Annotated in this window: 13 protein-coding genes; 9 read left to right on the top strand and 4 right to left on the bottom strand. The window is 62.9% G+C overall.

Going from position 1 to position 16,755, the window contains the following annotated elements; genetic code table 11:
- Positions 1-151 precede the first annotated feature (151 nt).
- Complete coding sequence (folE, locus tag ACFPN2_RS10850; RefSeq protein ID WP_380596623.1) at positions 152-793, bottom strand: GTP cyclohydrolase I FolE; 642 nt, start codon at positions 791-793, stop codon at positions 152-154.
- An 80-nt stretch (positions 794-873) separates the two neighbouring features.
- Between folE and ACFPN2_RS10845 the strand changes: the two genes are divergently transcribed.
- Together ACFPN2_RS10845 and ACFPN2_RS10840 are read left to right on the top strand one after the other, a co-directional pair.
- A complete protein-coding gene (locus tag ACFPN2_RS10845; RefSeq protein WP_380596622.1) occupies positions 874-1,446 on the top strand; it encodes an SRPBCC family protein in 573 nt (190 codons plus the stop codon).
- A 29-nt stretch (positions 1,447-1,475) separates the two neighbouring features.
- Positions 1,476-2,282, top strand: coding sequence for a M48 family metallopeptidase (locus ACFPN2_RS10840; RefSeq protein WP_380596621.1), 807 nt, complete (start codon positions 1,476-1,478; stop codon positions 2,280-2,282).
- A gap of 4 nt (positions 2,283-2,286) precedes the next feature.
- Here ACFPN2_RS10840 and ACFPN2_RS10835 read toward each other — a convergent pair whose 3' ends face one another.
- Positions 2,287-2,610 carry a hypothetical protein gene (locus ACFPN2_RS10835; protein ID WP_380596620.1) on the bottom strand — a complete coding sequence of 108 codons (324 nt, stop codon included), beginning with the start codon at positions 2,608-2,610 and terminating at the stop codon, positions 2,287-2,289.
- An 89-nt stretch (positions 2,611-2,699) separates the two neighbouring features.
- Positions 2,700-2,954 carry an EF-hand domain-containing protein gene (locus ACFPN2_RS10830; protein WP_380596619.1) on the bottom strand — a complete coding sequence of 85 codons (255 nt, stop codon included), beginning with the start codon at positions 2,952-2,954 and terminating at the stop codon, positions 2,700-2,702.
- Between the two features lie 232 nt (positions 2,955-3,186).
- On the opposite strand from ACFPN2_RS10830, the gene ACFPN2_RS10825 reads away from it, so the two are divergent.
- Together ACFPN2_RS10825 and ACFPN2_RS10820 are read left to right on the top strand one after the other, a co-directional pair.
- Positions 3,187-3,915 carry a response regulator gene (locus ACFPN2_RS10825; protein WP_380596618.1) on the top strand — a complete coding sequence of 243 codons (729 nt, stop codon included), beginning with the start codon at positions 3,187-3,189 and terminating at the stop codon, positions 3,913-3,915.
- Positions 3,916-3,930: 15 nt separating this feature from the next.
- Positions 3,931-5,286 (top strand): ATP-binding protein, encoded by a 1,356-nt coding sequence (locus ACFPN2_RS10820; RefSeq protein WP_380596617.1) that lies wholly within the window; start codon positions 3,931-3,933, stop codon positions 5,284-5,286.
- Positions 5,287-5,418: 132 nt separating this feature from the next.
- Here the strand turns inward: ACFPN2_RS10820 and ACFPN2_RS10815 are convergent, their stop codons facing one another.
- Positions 5,419-5,925, bottom strand: a complete 507-nt coding sequence (locus tag ACFPN2_RS10815; RefSeq protein WP_380596616.1) for a hypothetical protein — start codon at positions 5,923-5,925, stop codon at positions 5,419-5,421.
- Positions 5,926-6,154: 229 nt separating this feature from the next.
- Here ACFPN2_RS10815 and ACFPN2_RS10810 point away from each other — a divergent pair, with 229 nt between their 5' ends.
- The 5 genes from ACFPN2_RS10810 (at position 6,155) to uvrA (ending at position 16,728) form a co-directional block, all read left to right on the top strand.
- Positions 6,155-6,412 carry a hypothetical protein gene (locus tag ACFPN2_RS10810; RefSeq protein ID WP_380596615.1) on the top strand — a complete coding sequence of 86 codons (258 nt, stop codon included), beginning with the start codon at positions 6,155-6,157 and terminating at the stop codon, positions 6,410-6,412.
- Between the two features lie 218 nt (positions 6,413-6,630).
- A complete protein-coding gene (aroQ, locus tag ACFPN2_RS10805) occupies positions 6,631-7,914 on the top strand; it encodes a gamma subclass chorismate mutase AroQ (protein WP_380596614.1) in 1,284 nt (427 codons plus the stop codon).
- A 223-nt stretch (positions 7,915-8,137) separates the two neighbouring features.
- Positions 8,138-8,719, top strand: coding sequence for a LemA family protein (locus ACFPN2_RS10800; protein ID WP_380596613.1), 582 nt, complete (start codon positions 8,138-8,140; stop codon positions 8,717-8,719).
- Positions 8,720-8,744: 25 nt separating this feature from the next.
- A complete protein-coding gene (locus tag ACFPN2_RS10795) occupies positions 8,745-10,664 on the top strand; it encodes a M48 family metallopeptidase (RefSeq protein ID WP_380596612.1) in 1,920 nt (639 codons plus the stop codon).
- 274 nt (positions 10,665-10,938) lie between these two features.
- The gene (gene uvrA, locus ACFPN2_RS10790; RefSeq protein ID WP_380596611.1) at positions 10,939-16,728 is read left to right on the top strand and encodes an excinuclease ABC subunit UvrA; all 5,790 of its coding nucleotides are present in this window, start codon (positions 10,939-10,941) and stop codon (positions 16,726-16,728) included.
- The last annotated feature ends 27 nt before the right edge of the window (positions 16,729-16,755 follow it).

Here is a 16,755-nt window from a genome sequence, read left to right as displayed (position 1 = left end):
GCGTTCACATCTGACCTCGGAATCCGACCGTCGTTGTTCTACGAAGCAGGTCGGATGCTAGGACTGTGACGAAGTTGCTAACGAGAACGCCGTCACACTCGCGGCGTGCCCGTGAGGAATTGCGGGACTCCCCGAAGCCGAGTGTTAAATCTCAGCCGTTCGAGATGTCGATGAAGCGCAGGAACTCGTTGCGGGTGCGCGCATCTTCGCGGAAGTCGCCCAGCATTTTGCTGGTGATCATCGACACGCCGCGCTTGTGCACGCCCCGGGTGGTCATGCATTGATGGATCGCGTCGATGACCACGCCCACGCCGCGCGGCTTGAGCACATCGTTGATGCAGCGGGCGATTTGCGCAGTGAGCTTTTCCTGGACTTGAAAGCGCCGTGCATAACCGTCGACCACGCGAGCCAGCTTGCTGATGCCCACGACTTTATTGGTCGGCAGGTAGCCCACGTGCGCGCGGCCGATGATCGGCGCCATGTGATGCTCGCAATGGGACTCGAACTCGATGTCCCTCAGCACGATCATTTCATCGTAACCCTCGACCTCCTCGAAGGTGCGGCGCAGGTAATCGGCCGGGTCGGTGAGATAGCCGGAGAACCAGTCGCGATAAGCGTTGACCACCCGCTTGGGTGTGTCACGCAAGCCTTCTCGCAGCGGATCTTCCCCGGCCCAGCGCAACAGCGTTTCGACGGCTTGACGCGCGTCCTGCTCGCTCACCGTCGGGGCTTGCACGTGCGCCTCGGGAAGGGCGGCATTGGCGCTCTTTCTAGTGGTTTTTTTCTGGGTCATGGGCGCTAGGTTACCATCCTTCACCGGCAGGGATTACCATGCGCCGCCTGAAGCGGTCCCATTGCCTAGAGGAAACAATAATGCGTGCACGCCTGATCGCGACGGCGGTCCTGGGCGCCCTGTCGCTGGCCGGCACGGCGCGAGCCGAGATTGTCAGCGCCGGGCCGAATGGCTTCAGTTTGCGACACATCGCCGAGACGCCGAATGTGGCACCGCCGGTCATCTGGGCCGCGCTCGCGGATATTGCGAAATGGTGGGACCCCGAGCACACCTACTCGGGCGATGCCCGCAATCTGTCGCTCGAGCCGTATGTGCGGGGCTGCTTCTGCGAGAAGCTCAGTCTGTATGCGGGCATCGAGCACGGCACCGTCGTGTACGCACAGCCCGCTAAAACATTGCGGGTCAATGGCGCGCTCGGGCCACTGCAGGAATTCGGTGTGAACGGCGTGATGACCTGGCAGATCGAGTCGGCGGCGGGCGGCTCGCGCGTCACGTTCACATACAACGTCGGCGGCTTTGCCGATCGGCCGCTGGCCGACTGGGCGCCCATCGTCGACGAAGTGCTCGGTGGGCAATTACAGCGTCTGGCGCGCTACGTGACCAACGGCAATCCGGCCGCGCCCGCGCCCAAACAGGAACCCTCCAAGCCATGACGACATTACACGAGGTACGGAGGAGTTCCATGCGTATACGTTCCCTGCTCATCGCCGCCGTCGCGGTCCTGGTGACCGCCTGCCAATCGGTGCAGACCACGCAGCCCGGCGCGATCGGTGTCACCCGCAAGCAGATGATGGCGGTCTCGGCCCAGCAGGTGGATGAGGGCGCCAAGGTTGCTTACGACCAGGAAGTGAACAAAGCGCGCCAGGCAGGCTCCTTGAACAAGGACAAACAAGTCTACGATCGGGTGCAGAAGATCTCGCAGCGACTGATCCCGCAGACCAAGGTGTTCCGTCCGGACGCGCCGGGCTGGGCTTGGGAAGTCAACGTGCAAACGTCCGAAGACGTGAACGCATACTGCATGCCCGGCGGCAAGATCATGGTCTACACGGGGTTGATCGACGCGATCAAGCCGACCGACGCCGAACTGGCCGCGGTGATCGGCCACGAAATCTCACACGCTTTGCGTGAACATTCGCGCGAACGTTTGTCTCGTGCGTATGCGGAGCAGATTGTGTTGGCCGGCGTGGCTGTCGCTACGGGAGCCGAGGCGACGACGATGCAAATCGCCAGTCAGGTCTCCGCTGTGACATTCACGCTGCCGCACAGTCGTGAGCAGGAAGCCGAGGCCGATCGCATGGGTCTGGAGTTGATGGCACGCGCAGGTTATGACCCGAACGCGGCCGTCACGCTTTGGCAGAAGATGTCCAAGGCGGGCGGTGGCGGGACGCCGGAATTCCTGAGCACGCACCCCTCGGGCGAGTCGCGTATTCGCGATCTGCAAAACACCGTGCCGAAAGTCCTGCCGCTGTATCAGGCGGCCGCGCACTGACCGTTTATTGAGTGGCGGCCATCCCGATCGCGATCACGGCGACGACGATGGCCACCACCGCGGTGCCGCCGAGCCACAGCGACTGGCGGTGTAGCGACGTGACCGCTCGGGTCAGGTTCGCCAGCTGCTGGGCCATCTCATTGACCAGCTCCGCCTGACGCCGCTCGTTTTCTTCCAGGCGTAGCACGCGCTGGATCAGCTCATCGACGTCTTGCGGGGCCGACACCACTTCGGGCGGCGGCAGTTGTTTGGTGCGTTTCAAAAGCTCGCGCGACACATCGACGATGGACGGCACGAGCTGCACGATCTGTAACCAGGGTACGGGCATGCTTTTAGGGTAACAGAGACGACAAAGCCCCACCGCACCCTTCGTTCACAGGTGCGGCGGGGCCGTCGCTGAACGCATACGGAACAGGGTTAGCTCTTGCTGCGGGCCTCGAATTCAGTCTTGCTCAGGTAGCCATCGCCGTTGGTGTCGGCGGAGGCAAAGCTGTCGGCCAGCGTCTTGTCGGCCGCGGCTTCGGTCTTGCTGAGCTGGGCATCGCCGTTCTTATCGAGGGAATCGAAGGTCGCCGCGGAGTGTTTCATCGAGTGATCCTTCTTGTCCTTGTCGCCGGCGAAGGCAGTCACGGACAGCAGGGCCGCTGCCAGGAATGCAATCAGTTTGCTCATGATGGTCTCCTCGTTGCTCGACTTGTAAATCCAATAAGGCGTGTCTCGTCTCTCTCTTCCCGGGGCCGGGACTGAACGCGGAGCCGGAAAACGGGGTTCCGGGGTTGCGAAAAACGAAGTATCGTCCGGGCGATTCGCGCACCCGTTGTAGGCAGAACTTGACGAAACTTCGCAACCGGTGCGCCCTCGATATGCCATGGTCAAGCGGAGCTGAGTGCCGATGGATCGAACCATGACCCTGCCTGCTTCTGTACTGATCGTCGACGACGACCGCGAGCTGGGCCAGATGCTGACCGAGTATCTGACCGGCGAGGGGTTTCAGGTGTCCATCGTGCGCGATGGCGCCGAGGCCCTGGAGCGCCTGACCGGCGAGTCGCACCCGTTCGATCTGGTGATCCTGGATGTGATGTTGCCGTCGCTGAGCGGCTTCGAAGTGTTGCGCCGGCTGCGTCACAGCCTGTCGGTGCCCGTCATCATGTTGACGGCGCATGGCGCCGACGTGGATCGCATCGTCGGTCTGGAGCTGGGCGCGGACGATTATCTCTCGAAGCCTTTCAATCCACGTGAGCTGGTTGCCCGCGTGCGTGCGGTGCTGAGACGTTTCTCGCCGCGCGATGCCGATACGCCGGCGCATCCAGTGAGCGTCGGTCCGCTGCGCCTCGACCCGGCGACCTTTGAAGTCACGTTGTCGGGGCAGTCGGTGCGGCTCACAGGCACCGAGCTGCGCCTGCTTGAAGTGTTGATGCGTGCGGTCGGGCAAGTGCAATCGCGCGAGTCGCTGACTGAGCGCGTGCTGGGCCGTCGTCTCACTCCTTACGATCGGAGCATCGATACGCATGTGAGTAACTTGCGTCGCAAGCTCGGCCTGGGTGAGAACGGTCTGCCCGAGATTCGTAGCATTCGCGGCGCCGGCTACGTGCTGATCGCTACCAGCGACGCGCGTGCGGAGTCGCGTGTCTGAGCGCTTGAGAACACTGTGCGCTCGCTGTTCCTTCGTATCTTTCTCTCGTTCTGGGTAGCGACGCTGCTGGTGCTCGCCACCACTGCGGCGGTGGCGTGGTATCGCTTTCAGCGCGATCAGACTGCGTCACCCAATATTCGCCAGCTCGCCTCCGAAGCGCAGAATCGATTGCTGGTCGGCGGCATGAAGGATCTGTATGTCTGGATCGAGAATGCCGAGGATCGTTATCCCGGCCGGCATATTTATGTGGTGCGCCCCGATGGTCAGGACATTCTGCAGCGGCCGTTGCCACCCACTTATCGCAGCTACGCGAATCGTCTGAAAGACGCGGGCTTCTTCGGACGCGAGCCGCCGCCGAACGGTCGCGACGATCCGCTGCTGCTGACGCCGCTGTTCACCGATCGCGACGGCACGGTTTATACCGTGATGATCGGGCAGCGCTCGCCGATCAGTCCGTTGCAGGCGTCCGACGTGCGGCTGGTCGTGTTCGCGTTCGCGCTCGCTATCAGCGGTCTGGTGTGCTGGTGGCTGGCGCGTTATATCAGCAAACCGTTGGAACGGTTGCAGTCGAGCGCTCGCTCGCTGGCGGCGGGCAATCTGGATGAACGAGTGGGCGAGGAGTTCTCGAGTCGTCGCGACGAGCTGGGCGTGCTGGCGCAGGACTTCGATGCGATGGCCGATCACATCCGCACGCTGATCGCATCGAGAGAGGATTTATTGCGGGCGATGTCACATGAGCTGCGCTCGCCGTTGGCCCGGCTGCGTGTCGCATCGGGTCTGGCGCGTCGGCCGCAGGCGGACATCGTCAAACAACTGGATCGTATCGAGCTGGAAGCCGAGCGCCTCGATACATTGATCGGTCAGATGTTGCAGCTGTCGCAGCTGCGCTCCTACAAGCCGACGTTGCCGCTCGAGCCCATCGATGTGACGACTCTGTTGAACGAGGTGGTCGAGGACGCGCGTCTGGAAGCGAGCGCGACCGATAAGAATGTCGATTGGGCGCCGGGCGAGAGCCTGTGGCTCAACGGCAATCACGATCTCATGCGCAGCGCCATCGAGAATGTGTTGCGTAACGCCGTTCGCTTTACCAAGCCGGGCTCGGCGGTCGCGGTCTCACTGACCCGCGAGCATCGCGATGCTTTGATCGTGATCGAAGATCACGGGCCCGGTGTGCCGGAGGCGGAGTTGGCGCACATTTTCGAGCCGTTCTATCGAGTCGCTGAGTCGCGCGATCGCGATTCCGGCGGCACGGGGATCGGTCTCGCGATTACGGCGCGCGTCGTTGGTTTGTATCAAGGCCAGGTGCGTGCGCAGAACGCAGCCACCGGTGGCTTACGCGTCGAGATTCGTCTGCCACTGCGACGGGACTAGGCTTGATCGTGCGATCTGGCGCAGCGGCGGGATAGGTCCGGCCATGCGTCTATCGCTGCGGCGGGATAAACCCAATCACGCGCGGCCGGCGCGGCAGGATAAGCCTGGTCATGCGCTGTCGCTGCGACGGGGCTAAACGCTGTCGTGCCCCTTCACGGCGTATTGGGACACGGCGTGACTCCGCAATGATTGCGCGCGATCGCGAATTGCGGTGATCTCCTCAGTGCTCGCCTCTTTGTCACCGACGCGCGCTTTGATCACTTTGCCTTGCTCATCGAATTCCAGCTCGACGGTCTCGTTCGAGGTGAGCGCGGCGCCGTGGTACTTCATCAAACGCGCGCCGAGGAATTCATAAGTGCCGGTCTGCGACGAAGCTTTGCGCGTTTCTTCCAGGCTCTGAATCTTTCCTTCGCTGAACCTGGCGCGATAAGTCGCGGCGATGCCGCCCGGTGCGAATGAGCCACGGAATTCTGTGGTCGGCTTCTGAACGGGATCGGCCGCGCGTTGTTCGACTAACGGTGTGCTCGGCATCGGCGCGGGTGCCGGTTCTTTCGAGCAGGCGGTGAGCAGTGACGCGACGATCGCTAACGCAAGTCGGCGTGCGCTAAACCAGAGCGGCTGTTGTTTTATTGAGAGCACGGTTCATCCACGAGCATGGGGCCCGATCGGCAGCGCAAAGTTGTGCATTTTCAGCGCGTACGCAAGACCCTTGGCCGTCTGTCGGCGGCGACAGCCGCACGACATAAAGTTGCGTCCGACAAACGGTGCTGTTGCGTGATGTGCGAACGTGATTTGCCTCACACGACGGCGCGCTCGCTTCCTCTAGTCTGCGGCGGACTTTCCCGTCCGTCGTTTTATGGAGGAATTGATGAGCGCCGCCAGCCCCGCCCAGACTCAGGTCCGTCGCACCGCCACGGCCGCGCCTTCCCGTGCTCCCCAGCAGGCCGCTCCGCAAGCTCAAGCGCGTGCCACGACGCCGGTGTTCGATTTCTCCAAGCCGCGAGGCGAGGATGAGATTCGCGTGAACCTGGCCGACGTGCCGGTCATGCACACGACCATGGACGCCGACGTGTTCGAGCCGACACTGCTGAGCCGCCTGTTCGATTTGTTCGGCCCGCGCCGCTAACCGAGCCACAGCTTCTTGCTCGAGAAACCCGCCGGCCGCCAGCCGGCGGGTTTTTCGTTTCTCGCGACGACCGCACGTACTCGCTCTCACGCCTGGCCGGGCCCGCCGCTCACAGGTGGCCACAGATAGTCGAGCATGCGTCAGCGCCCGCCGCCTGCGGCGGCGAGGCGCATGCGCGTGGCACGAAGTGCTACATTCCCGCGTCTTGAGGGGGTGAGATGTCACTGCACAGTCGAATCTTGTTGGCGCTCGCGATGCTGTTCTCGGTCAGCGTCGCGATGGCGGCGAATTTTGCCGGGCCGAAGGAAGTGGCTCGGGTGTTCGATCTCATGCAGCAGCGGCTCGAGCTGATGCGCTCGGTCGCCGCCTGGAAGTACGCCAATAACGTGCCCGTCACCGACGCGGCTCGCGAGCAGCAAGTGCTGGACGCAACCGTCGCCCAGGCACAGCGGCTCGGCATCGATGCCGCGTCGGCGCGCGAGCTGTTCTCGCTTCAGATCCGCATGGCTCGCGACGTCCAGGAACATTTCATCGCGACCTGGAAGCAGCAGAAGCCGGTCAACGAGCCGGTGCGTGATTTGAGCAAAGAGCTGCGCCCGGAGCTCGACCGTCTGGGCAACGAGCTGCTGCGAGCGATTTATCTCGCCCTGCCTGAAGTGATGACCGAAGACTTCGCCGCTCGCTATCAAGCGCAGGCCGCGAAGATCGCGATGCCCGGGCTGCAAAAGGACGACTCAGCTGCGCTGCTGAAAGCGGTGCGTCAGTTGCGTCCGGCGGCGATGCCGGCACTCGAGCGCATCAAGGCCAGCAACGTCCTTCGCATCGGCATGACCGGCGACTACGCGCCCTTCACGCTGGAACGCGGCGGCGAGCTTTCCGGTGCTGACGTCCAGATGGGCGATGCGCTGGCGAAGTCGCTGGGAGTACAACCCCAGTTTGTGAGCACGAGCTGGAGCACGCTGATGCGGGACTTCCAAACCGGACGCTTCGATGTGGCGCTCGGCGGGGTCAGCATCACACCCGAGCGCGCGAAAGTGGCGGCGTTTTCCATTCCCTATCATCAGGGCGGCAAAACGCCCATCGTTCGCTGTGGCACCGAGGCGCGCTTCGATACCGTCGAAGAAATCGATCGCCCCGAGGTGCGCGTCGTTGTGAATCCGGGCGGGACCAATCAGCAATTTGTCCGCGACCGACTGAGTCACGCGCAGGTCACCGTTCATCCAGACAATCGCACGATCTTCACTGAGGTCGCGGATGGTCGCGCCGATGTGATGGTGACCGATGACGTCGAGGTCGACTTGCAAGCACGTCGTGACAAACGATTGTGTCGCGCGACGCCGTCCACATTCACTCACGGTGATAAAGCGATGCTGCTGCCGAAAGACGAAGCACTTCGCAGTCAGGTCGATGCCTGGTTACAGGGCCAAATTGCCGCCGGCGCGGTCAATGCATGGTTGGAGAGCGCGCTGGTCGCGGCAGCCAGGCGCGAAGCTGTGAACTGAGTCATGGGCCGGTGCTGGGCAGGATGCCCGAATGTGATGGGCAGGATGCCCAAATGGAGCGGGCACATGGACGTGCAGGAGCTGCCCGGGGGCGCAGGGATGTGCAGGACCGGTACCGGCGAACGCCGTTTGCCGGTCGCTCGCGGCCGTTGGCCGGCGAGGCTGCTGTGAGCCCGGTGCATTGGGTATGCTTTGATGCGGCATTCGCCGTGGAGGTCGTCAGATGGGCTGGATTGTTTTCATCGTCATCGTTCTGATCGCGATTTTCTTCATTTCCATCTACAACAAGCTGGTCGGCGGCCGGAACGCATACAAGAACGCGTTCGCGCAGATCGACGTGCAGCTCACGCGGCGTCATGACCTGATCCCGAACTTGGTGGAAACCGCGAAGGGCTACATGAAGCACGAGCGCGAGACGCTCGAAGCGGTCATCACGGCTCGCAACGCGGCGGTCACCGGCTTGAAGAACGCTTCGGCGAATCCGGGCGATCCCAACGCCGTCCAGCAATTGTCCGGTGCCGAGAATGCGCTGAGCGGCGCGCTCGGTCGTCTGTTCGCGCTGGCCGAGGCCTATCCGGATCTCAAGGCCAATCAGAACATGATGCAGGTGTCGGAAGAGCTGACGTCGACCGAAAACAAAGTCGCGTTCGCCCGTCAGGCGTTCAACGATGCGGTCATGACGTACAACAACGCTCGCGAGATGTTCCCAAACAGTGTCGTCGCGAACATGTTCTCGTTCATGCCGGCGCAGCTGCTGGAAATCGAGTCGCCCGAGAAGCGCGCGGTGCCGGTGGTGAAGTTCTAACCCCGACTTCCGCCGGGCGCGGCCCATGAACTTCTTCGAGCGACAGGAAGCATCGCGACGGATGTCGCGATGGCTGGTCGTGCTGTTCGCAGCCGCGGTGCTGTCGGTGGTTGCGGCGGTGAACTTCGTCGTGTGCTTCGCGATCTCGCTCGGTCAGGAGAACATGACCGGTGAGGCGCCCGCGATGGGCGAATGGATGAGCGCCAATCCAGGCACGATGATGATTACGACCCTGGTGGTCCTGGGCATCATCGGGCTGGCGAGTCTGTACAAGACCGTGGTGCTCGGCGGTGGCGGCGGTGTGGTCGCGAAATCGCTCGGCGGTGTGCGCGTCTCGCCGGACACCACCGATCCACAGCAGCGTCGCTTGCTCAACGTCGTCGAAGAAATGGCGATTGCTTCGGGCGTGCCCATGCCCGAGGTGTATCTGCTCGAGCACGAGGAAGGCATCAATGCCTTCGCAGCCGGCCACAATCCGGCGAACGCGGCGATCGGAGTCACACGTGGCACGTTGACGACGTTGAATCGCACTGAGCTGCAAGGCGTGATCGCGCACGAGTTCAGTCACATCTTGAATGGCGACATGCGACTGAACATTCGCCTGATGGGGCTGCTGTTCGGCTTGCTGGCGATTGCGATGATCGGGCGCATCGTGCTCCGGTTCGGTTCCGGCGGTCGCGATTCCAAGAAGGCGTTTCCGGTGGTGCTGGTCGCGCTGGCCGTGCTGATCATTGGGTACATCGGATTGTTTTTCGGTCGGTTGATTCAGGCGGCGGTGTCTCGCAGCCGTGAGTCGCTGGCCGATGCGTCGGCAGTGCAATTCACTCGCGATCCCACCGGCCTGCGCGGCGCGTTGCTGAAAATCGGTGCGCTGTCCGGTGGTTCCAGGATCGGCAATCCCGAAGTCGAAGAAGTCGCGCACATGCTGTTCGCGCCGGGCATGGGCCGGTTCTTCGCCACACATCCGTCGTTGGAAGATCGCCTGAAGGCCATCGATCCGACCTTTACTTCCAAAGATTTCGACCGTGCCCGGGCGGAGCTGATCAACGCGGCCGAGCAAGCCAAAGCGCAAGCGACGCCGAAACAAACATCTGCCGAGCGGTTGGAGTCGCTGATCAATGTGCCAGGGGCGGCGGCGGTCGCAGGCCTCGTCGCCAATCCCGGCACGGTTCATATGCAGCTGGCGCGGGACATTCGCCAATCGTTACCCGAAGCCATCGTCGCCGCCGGCGCTCATCCGAATTCTGCGCGAGCATTGCTGTTGGCGCTGGCGCTCGACACCAATACCGAGTCTCGAGAGCGGCAGGGACAATTCATTGCGACTCAGATCGAGCCTCAGACCGCGGCGAGCGTCGGACAATTGTTGGACGCCGTCGATGGGCTCGAGCCCGAGCAGCGCATGCCGGCCCTGTTGCGCGCGATCCCGGCCCTGCGACAGCTGAGTCGCGACGAGCGCCTGAAGTTGATGTCGACGTTGAACGGCATGCTCCAACGCGAAGGTCGGGTCTCGTTGCAGGCCTATGTGCTCCGAAAGCTGGCCCAGGTGCATCTGAACGACGACCTGAATCCTGTCGCCCGGACCCGGCAGCTGCCCTTGAGCGCCGTACAGAAGGATATTCAGGTGCTGTTCTCGGTTCTGGCTCAGCACGGGCACACCGACGTGGCGGTCGCCCGACGGGCCTACGAGGCGGGCGTGCACCACCTGCTGCCTCGGGAGCGGCCGTCGTTCGTCAATCTGGCGCATTGGGCCCAGCCGCTGGACCTGGCGCTGAGCCGCCTGGATCAGCTGGCGCCCATCATGAAGGAGCAGCTGGTCGAGGCCCTGGTCAAGACCGTGACCCACGATCAAAAGCTGACGCTCGGCGAGGCTGAGCTGCTGAGGGCCGTCTGCGCGACGGTCCACTGTCCGTTGCCGCCGCTGGTAACGCCTGGAATAGACGGCTAATCAAAGCCACCCCGGGTACATGGATGTACCCCGCCGCTTGCGGCGGCGAGAGGTAAAAGTCACGCCTTTTGCCGACTCGCAGGAGGGTCGTGGCAGGATGCCCGATCCCGACTTAAGTAGACAGCAATTGACAGCTTTCGGCGCTTGAATGCGCCCCCTGGTGAGCGAGCGCTTGAAGCTGCGCTTACAATCCGCATCTCCATGATTCGTCGGGCCCGGTCCTCGGGCCTGGCGTTTTTCCTACAGCGTTCGTGGCCCCTGGCCCCCGGTGAGCATGTCCCAATCCATCGTCATTCGTGGCGCGCGTCAGAACAATCTCAAGAACCTGCACCTCGAGCTGCCCACCGGCGAGCTGATCGTGGTGACCGGCGTGTCCGGGTCGGGCAAATCCTCGCTGGTGTTCGACACGCTGTATGCCGAAGGGCAGCGGCGTTACGTCGAGACCTTCTCGCCGTACGCGCGTCAGTTCCTCGACCGCATGGACCGGCCGCAAGTCGAGCGCATCGACGGCATTCCGCCCGCGATCGCCATCGATCAGACCAACCCGGTGCGTACATCGCGTTCCACCGTGGGCACGATGACCGAGCTCAACGATCACTTGAAGCTGCTGTTCTCGCGTGCCGCGCAGGTGTACTGCCGCCAGTGCTCGGCGCCGGTGAAGCGCGATTCGGCGCAGAGTATTTATGCTGAACTGAGCGAACGCCTGAAAGCACTGGGCCGCAGCGACGCGCGCGTCATCGTCACCTTCCCGGTGCCGGTGCCGGCGAATTTCGGCGAGGCTGAAGTGTTGAGCCTGCTGGAGAAGCAGGGCTACACGCGTCTGTTCCAGCGCATTACGACCAACGTCGTCGCAGCCGAGCCGGCCAAAAGCAAAAAGAAAGCGGCGAAGAAAGGCCGCAAGAGCGCCGACGAGCCGCAGGCCGGCGTCGTGCTGGAAATGATTCAGGACCGGTTCCGCTTCGACAACACCGATCGCGAGCGCGTGATCGAAGCGCTCGAGTCGGCGTTGCGCGTCGGTCGGGATCGGGTCGCGATACATGTGCTGGAGGCGAACGGTGGCGCTCGCAACGCCGAGAATGACGCCGCCCCTCCGGCGACATCGGCAACCTGGCGCTTCTCGTCGGATCTGCACTGCGCCGATTGTGACATTCACTATCGCGAGCCCACGCCCAGCCTGTTCTCGTTCAACTCGCCGCTGGGCGCGTGCGAGTCGTGCCGGGGCTTCGGTCGCATCATCGGCATCGACTTCGGCCGCATCATTCCCGATCAAAGCAAAACGTTGAAGGGCGGCGCGGTCCGTCCGTGGCAGACCGAGTCGTATCGCGAGTGCCAGGACGATCTCATCAAGTACGCCCGCAAAAGAAACATTCCCGTCGACGTGCCGTGGCGCGAGCTGACCGAAGAGCAGCGTCAGTGGGTCCTCGAAGGCGAGGGCAGCTGGGAAGACAAGCTGTGGTACGGCGTCCGTCGGTTCTTCGCCTGGCTCGAAACCAAATCCTACAAGATGCATGTTCGGGTCTTGTTGTCGAAGTACCGCGCATACACGCCGTGCACGGTGTGCGATGGCGCGCGTTTGAAGACGGATGCGTTGCTCTGGCGTCTGGGCACGAAGGCTGATGCGAAAGCGATGCTGCCCGACACCTTGCGGTTCAAGCCGAATGGCGTGCAATGGAGCGACCAGCAGCTGGCGGAATTGCCAGGCATCGGCATTCACGAGCTGATGCTGCTGCCCATCGACCGTTGCAAACAATTCTTCGATCGCCTGGCGCTGCCGGCACCGCTGGACGAAGCGAGCGATCTGGTCCTGCGCGAGATCCGCGGTCGCTTTGGTTATCTGCTCGATGTGGGCTTGGGCTATCTCACGCTCGATCGCCAGTCGCGCACGCTGTCCGGGGGCGAAGTGCAGCGAATCAATCTGACGACGGCGCTTGGCACGTCGCTGGTCAATACCTTGTTCGTGCTGGATGAGCCGTCGATCGGTCTGCATCCGCGCGACATGGGACGCGTGATCAACGTGATGCATCGACTGAAGGCCGCGGGCAACTCGCTGGTCGTGGTCGAGCACGATCCACAAGTCATGCAGGCTGCTGACCGGCTGATCGATGTCGGTCCGGGGCCGGGCGAGAAGGGCGGCGAGATCGTGTTCTTCGGTGAGCCCGCTGAATTGGCGAAGGCCGAGCGTTCGCTCACGGCGGATTATTTGCTCGGCCGCAAGCACGTCAGCGAAGTGACTCCGGATGCCGCGCAGTCAGCGCCGACTGCGGCGCTGACGGTGAAGGGCGCACGTCAGCACAATCTCAAGGGCATCGACGTTTCCATTCCGTTGCAGCGTCTCGTGTGCGTCACGGGTGTGTCGGGCTCGGGCAAGTCGACGTTGATTCAAGACGTGTTGTACCCGGCGCTGCTGAAGCACTTCGGCAAGCCGACCGAAGCGCCAGGCGAGCACGACGGTATCAAGGGCGCGGAGAACATCAGCGCGGTCGTCATGGTCGATCAAACATCGATCGGTCGCACCACGCGTTCCAACCCGGCGAGCTATGTCGGCGCGTTCGATGCCATCCGTAAGTTGTTCGCCAACGAGCCGCTGGCCAAAGAGCGCGACTACACGATCGGTACGTTCAGCTTCAATTCCGGCAACGGTCGTTGCCCGACCTGCGGCGGTAATGGTTTCGAGCACGTCGAAATGCAATTCCTGTCCGACGTATATCTGCGGTGCGCCGACTGTAACGGTCGTCGGTATCGCAACGAAATTCTCGAAGTCACCTTGAATCGCGGCCCCGGCCCGGGTCGCAGCATCGCCGACGTGCTCGACATGACGGTGTCCGAGGCAGTGGAGTTCTTTGCCGGCGAGCGTGAAGTGCTGGCGACATTGCGTCCGCTCGCCGAAGTTGGCTTGGATTATCTGCGACTCGGCCAGCCGGTGCCGACGCTGTCGGGTGGCGAAGCGCAGCGATTGAAACTTGCGGGTCACCTGGCGGAGAGCGCAACGGCGCGGTCGGACGACGACGCCACGCCGGGCAAATTGTTTCTATTCGACGAGCCCACCACGGGCTTGCACTTCGACGACATCGCCAAGCTGCTGCGCGCGTTCCGTCGGTTGATCGCGGCCGGCCACTCGTTGCTGGTGATCGAGCACAATCTCGACGTCATCGCTGCGTCCGATTGGCTCATCGATCTGGGGCCGGAAGGTGGTGAGGCAGGCGGGGAAGTCATTGCCGTCGGCACGCCGGCGGATCTCATGAAAGTGCCGGGCTCGCACACCGGCAAAGCGCTGCGTGAAGTCGAGAGCGGCTGGAAGATCGCCGATCAGCGTACCGTCGTGCCATTGGCGGCTTCGCATCGGACCAAAGCGAATGTCATCAGCATTCACGGCGCTCGCGAGCACAATCTCAAGAACGTCGATGTCGAACTGCCGCGCGACAAGTTCACTGTCGTCACTGGCGTGTCCGGCTCGGGCAAGTCGACGTTGGCGTTCGACATCGTGTTCGGTGAAGGTCAGCGCCGTTATCTCGAATCGCTCAACGCGTACGCGCGGCAGTTCGTGCAGCCGGCATCGCGGCCTGATGTCGATGCGATCTTTGGTATTCCGCCGACCGTTGCCATCGAACAGCGCACCAGCCGCGGCGGTCGCAAGAGCACCGTGGCGACGCTGACCGAGATCTATCACTTCCTGCGCTTGCTGTACGTGAAGCTCGGCACTCAGTATTGCCCGGATTGCGACGTGCCCATCGAGCCGCAGAGCTTCGAGTCCATCTTTGCTCGCATCTGTCGCGACTACAAAGGCAAGAGCGTGAGCCTGCTGGCGCCGCTGGTCGTGGCACGCAAAGGTTTCTACACCGATCTCGCCGCGTGGGCCTTGAAGAAGGGTTATGAGAATCTGCGCGTCGATGGCGAACTGCTGCCGACGCAGAGCTGGCCGCGCCTGTCTCGCTTCCAGGAGCACACGATCGAGTTGCCGGTCGCGACCGTGCAGGTTTCTGCGCGCAATGAGCGTGAGCTGCGCGAGGCGCTGACGACGGCGCTCGACTTTGGCAAAGGCGTCGTTCATCTGCTCGATGAAAGCGTGAAGGTGAAGAAGGCGCCGGTGGCCAAGAAGGCCGCAAAGGGCAGCACCGCCCTGGCCGCGAACGCCGGCCTGTCGATCTTCTCCACTCGTCGCGCCTGCCCCTCCTGTGCGAAGAGCTTCGCCGAGCTCGATCCGCGCCTGTTCTCGTTCAACTCCAAGCACGGCTGGTGCGAAGACTGTTACGGCACCGGCTTGCAGATCCGCGGCTTCGATGAGGAGCAGAGCGGCGAGGAGATCTGGTGGAACGAATGGTTCGAGCAGGAAGCCGAAGTTTGCGAAAGCTGCGAGGGCGAGCGACTCAATCCGATTGCTCGTAACGTGCGCTTCCGCGATCAGTCCATCGCCACGGTGACGGCGCAGTCGGTCGGCGACATGCGCAAGCAGTTCAATACACTGAAGCTGAAAGGCCGCGAAGGTGAGATTGCGCGTGACGTGCTGACCGAAATCCATTCGCGTCTGGCGTTCCTCGAAGACGTGGGCTTGGGCTATCTCGCGCTGGACCGCTCGGCACCGACGTTGTCGGGCGGCGAAGCGCAACGTATTCGATTGGCCGCGCAGCTCGGCTCGAACCTGCAGGGTGTGTGTTACATCCTGGACGAGCCCACCATCGGCCTGCATCCGCGTGACAACCGCATTCTGCTGGACACGCTCGACAAGCTGGCCGCGAAGGGCAATTCGTTGCTGGTCGTCGAGCACGACGAAGAAACGATTCGTCGCGCCGACTACGTGCTCGATCTTGGCCCTGGCGCGGGTACGCGGGGCGGTCGTGTCGTTGCGGCCGGTACAGCGGAAGAGCTGGAGCGTTCGCCTGAATCCGTCACCGGTCGATTGCTCGCGCAGCCGTTACAACATCCCATCGGTAATCGTCGTGCGGTGACGCCGAAGGCGCCGGCGCTGGTTGTGAAAGACGCGTCGCTGCATAACTTGCGCAAGCAAACATGCAGGGTGCCGCTGGATCGGCTCGTGGTGGTCACGGGCGTTTCCGGTTCGGGCAAGTCGACCATGGCGCGCGACGTGCTTCATGACAACTTGCGCGCGGCGCTGGGCCGTCGCAAGGGCGCGAAGCTCGAATGGCGCGGCTGTAAAGAGATTGCCGGCTGGGAACAGATCGAGCGCATTCTCGAAGTGGATCAAACGCCGATCGGCAAGACGCCGCGCTCGTGCCCGGCGACATATATCGGCTTCTGGGATGCTATTCGTAAAGTGTTCGCCGAGACGCCGGAAGCGCGCATGCGCGGTTACACGCCCTCCCGATTCTCGTTCAACACCGCCGGCGGTCGCTGCGAGGCCTGCGAAGGGCAGGGCATGCGCAAGATCGAGATGAGCTTCCTGCCGGACGTGCGCGTGTCTTGCGACAGCTGCGGCGGTCGACGCTTCAATCAAGACACGCTCAGCGTGCATTACAAAGGTCGAAGCATCGGCGACGTGTTGATGATGAGCATCGACGAAGCGGTCGACTTCTTCACCGCGCATCCGCGCATTCATCACTGCCTGCGGTTGCTCCAGGACGTGGGGCTCGGTTACCTCACCTTGGGACAGCAGAGCCCGACGCTGTCGGGCGGCGAAGCTCAGCGCATCAAGCTGGTGACGGAGCTATCTAAAGTCAGGGAGTCGAGGATGCTTCGCACGCCGGAGCCGGGCGAAGTGGTCGAGAAGCTGCCGGGCACGCTGTATGTGCTCGACGAGCCCACCGTCGGCTTGCACATGGCCGATGTCGAGAAGCTGATCCGCGTCTTGCATCGACTGGTCGACGCCGGCAACACCGTGGTCGTCATCGAGCACGATCTCGACGTGATCGCCGAGGCCGACTGGATCATCGATCTGGGTCCAGAAGGTGGCGCCGAAGGTGGCAAAGTCGTCGTGCAGGGTTCTCCGGATGACATATTGCGGTCGGCTCGCGAGTCGCACACGGCGCGCATCCTGAAGGAGTTTCTGCGCGATCGGGCGCAGGCGACCGGCGCCAGGCCCGCGTTGGAGCGACGTCGCACCGCTTGCTAAAAGTGGGGCATACTCGATCCCAATCGG

The organism is Steroidobacter flavus, assembly GCF_042651805.1.
Taxonomy (GTDB): Bacteria; Pseudomonadota; Gammaproteobacteria; order Steroidobacterales; family Steroidobacteraceae; genus Steroidobacter; species Steroidobacter flavus.
Note: the sequence above shows the minus strand (reverse complement) of the source record. Positions and strands in the feature narration are given on the sequence as shown.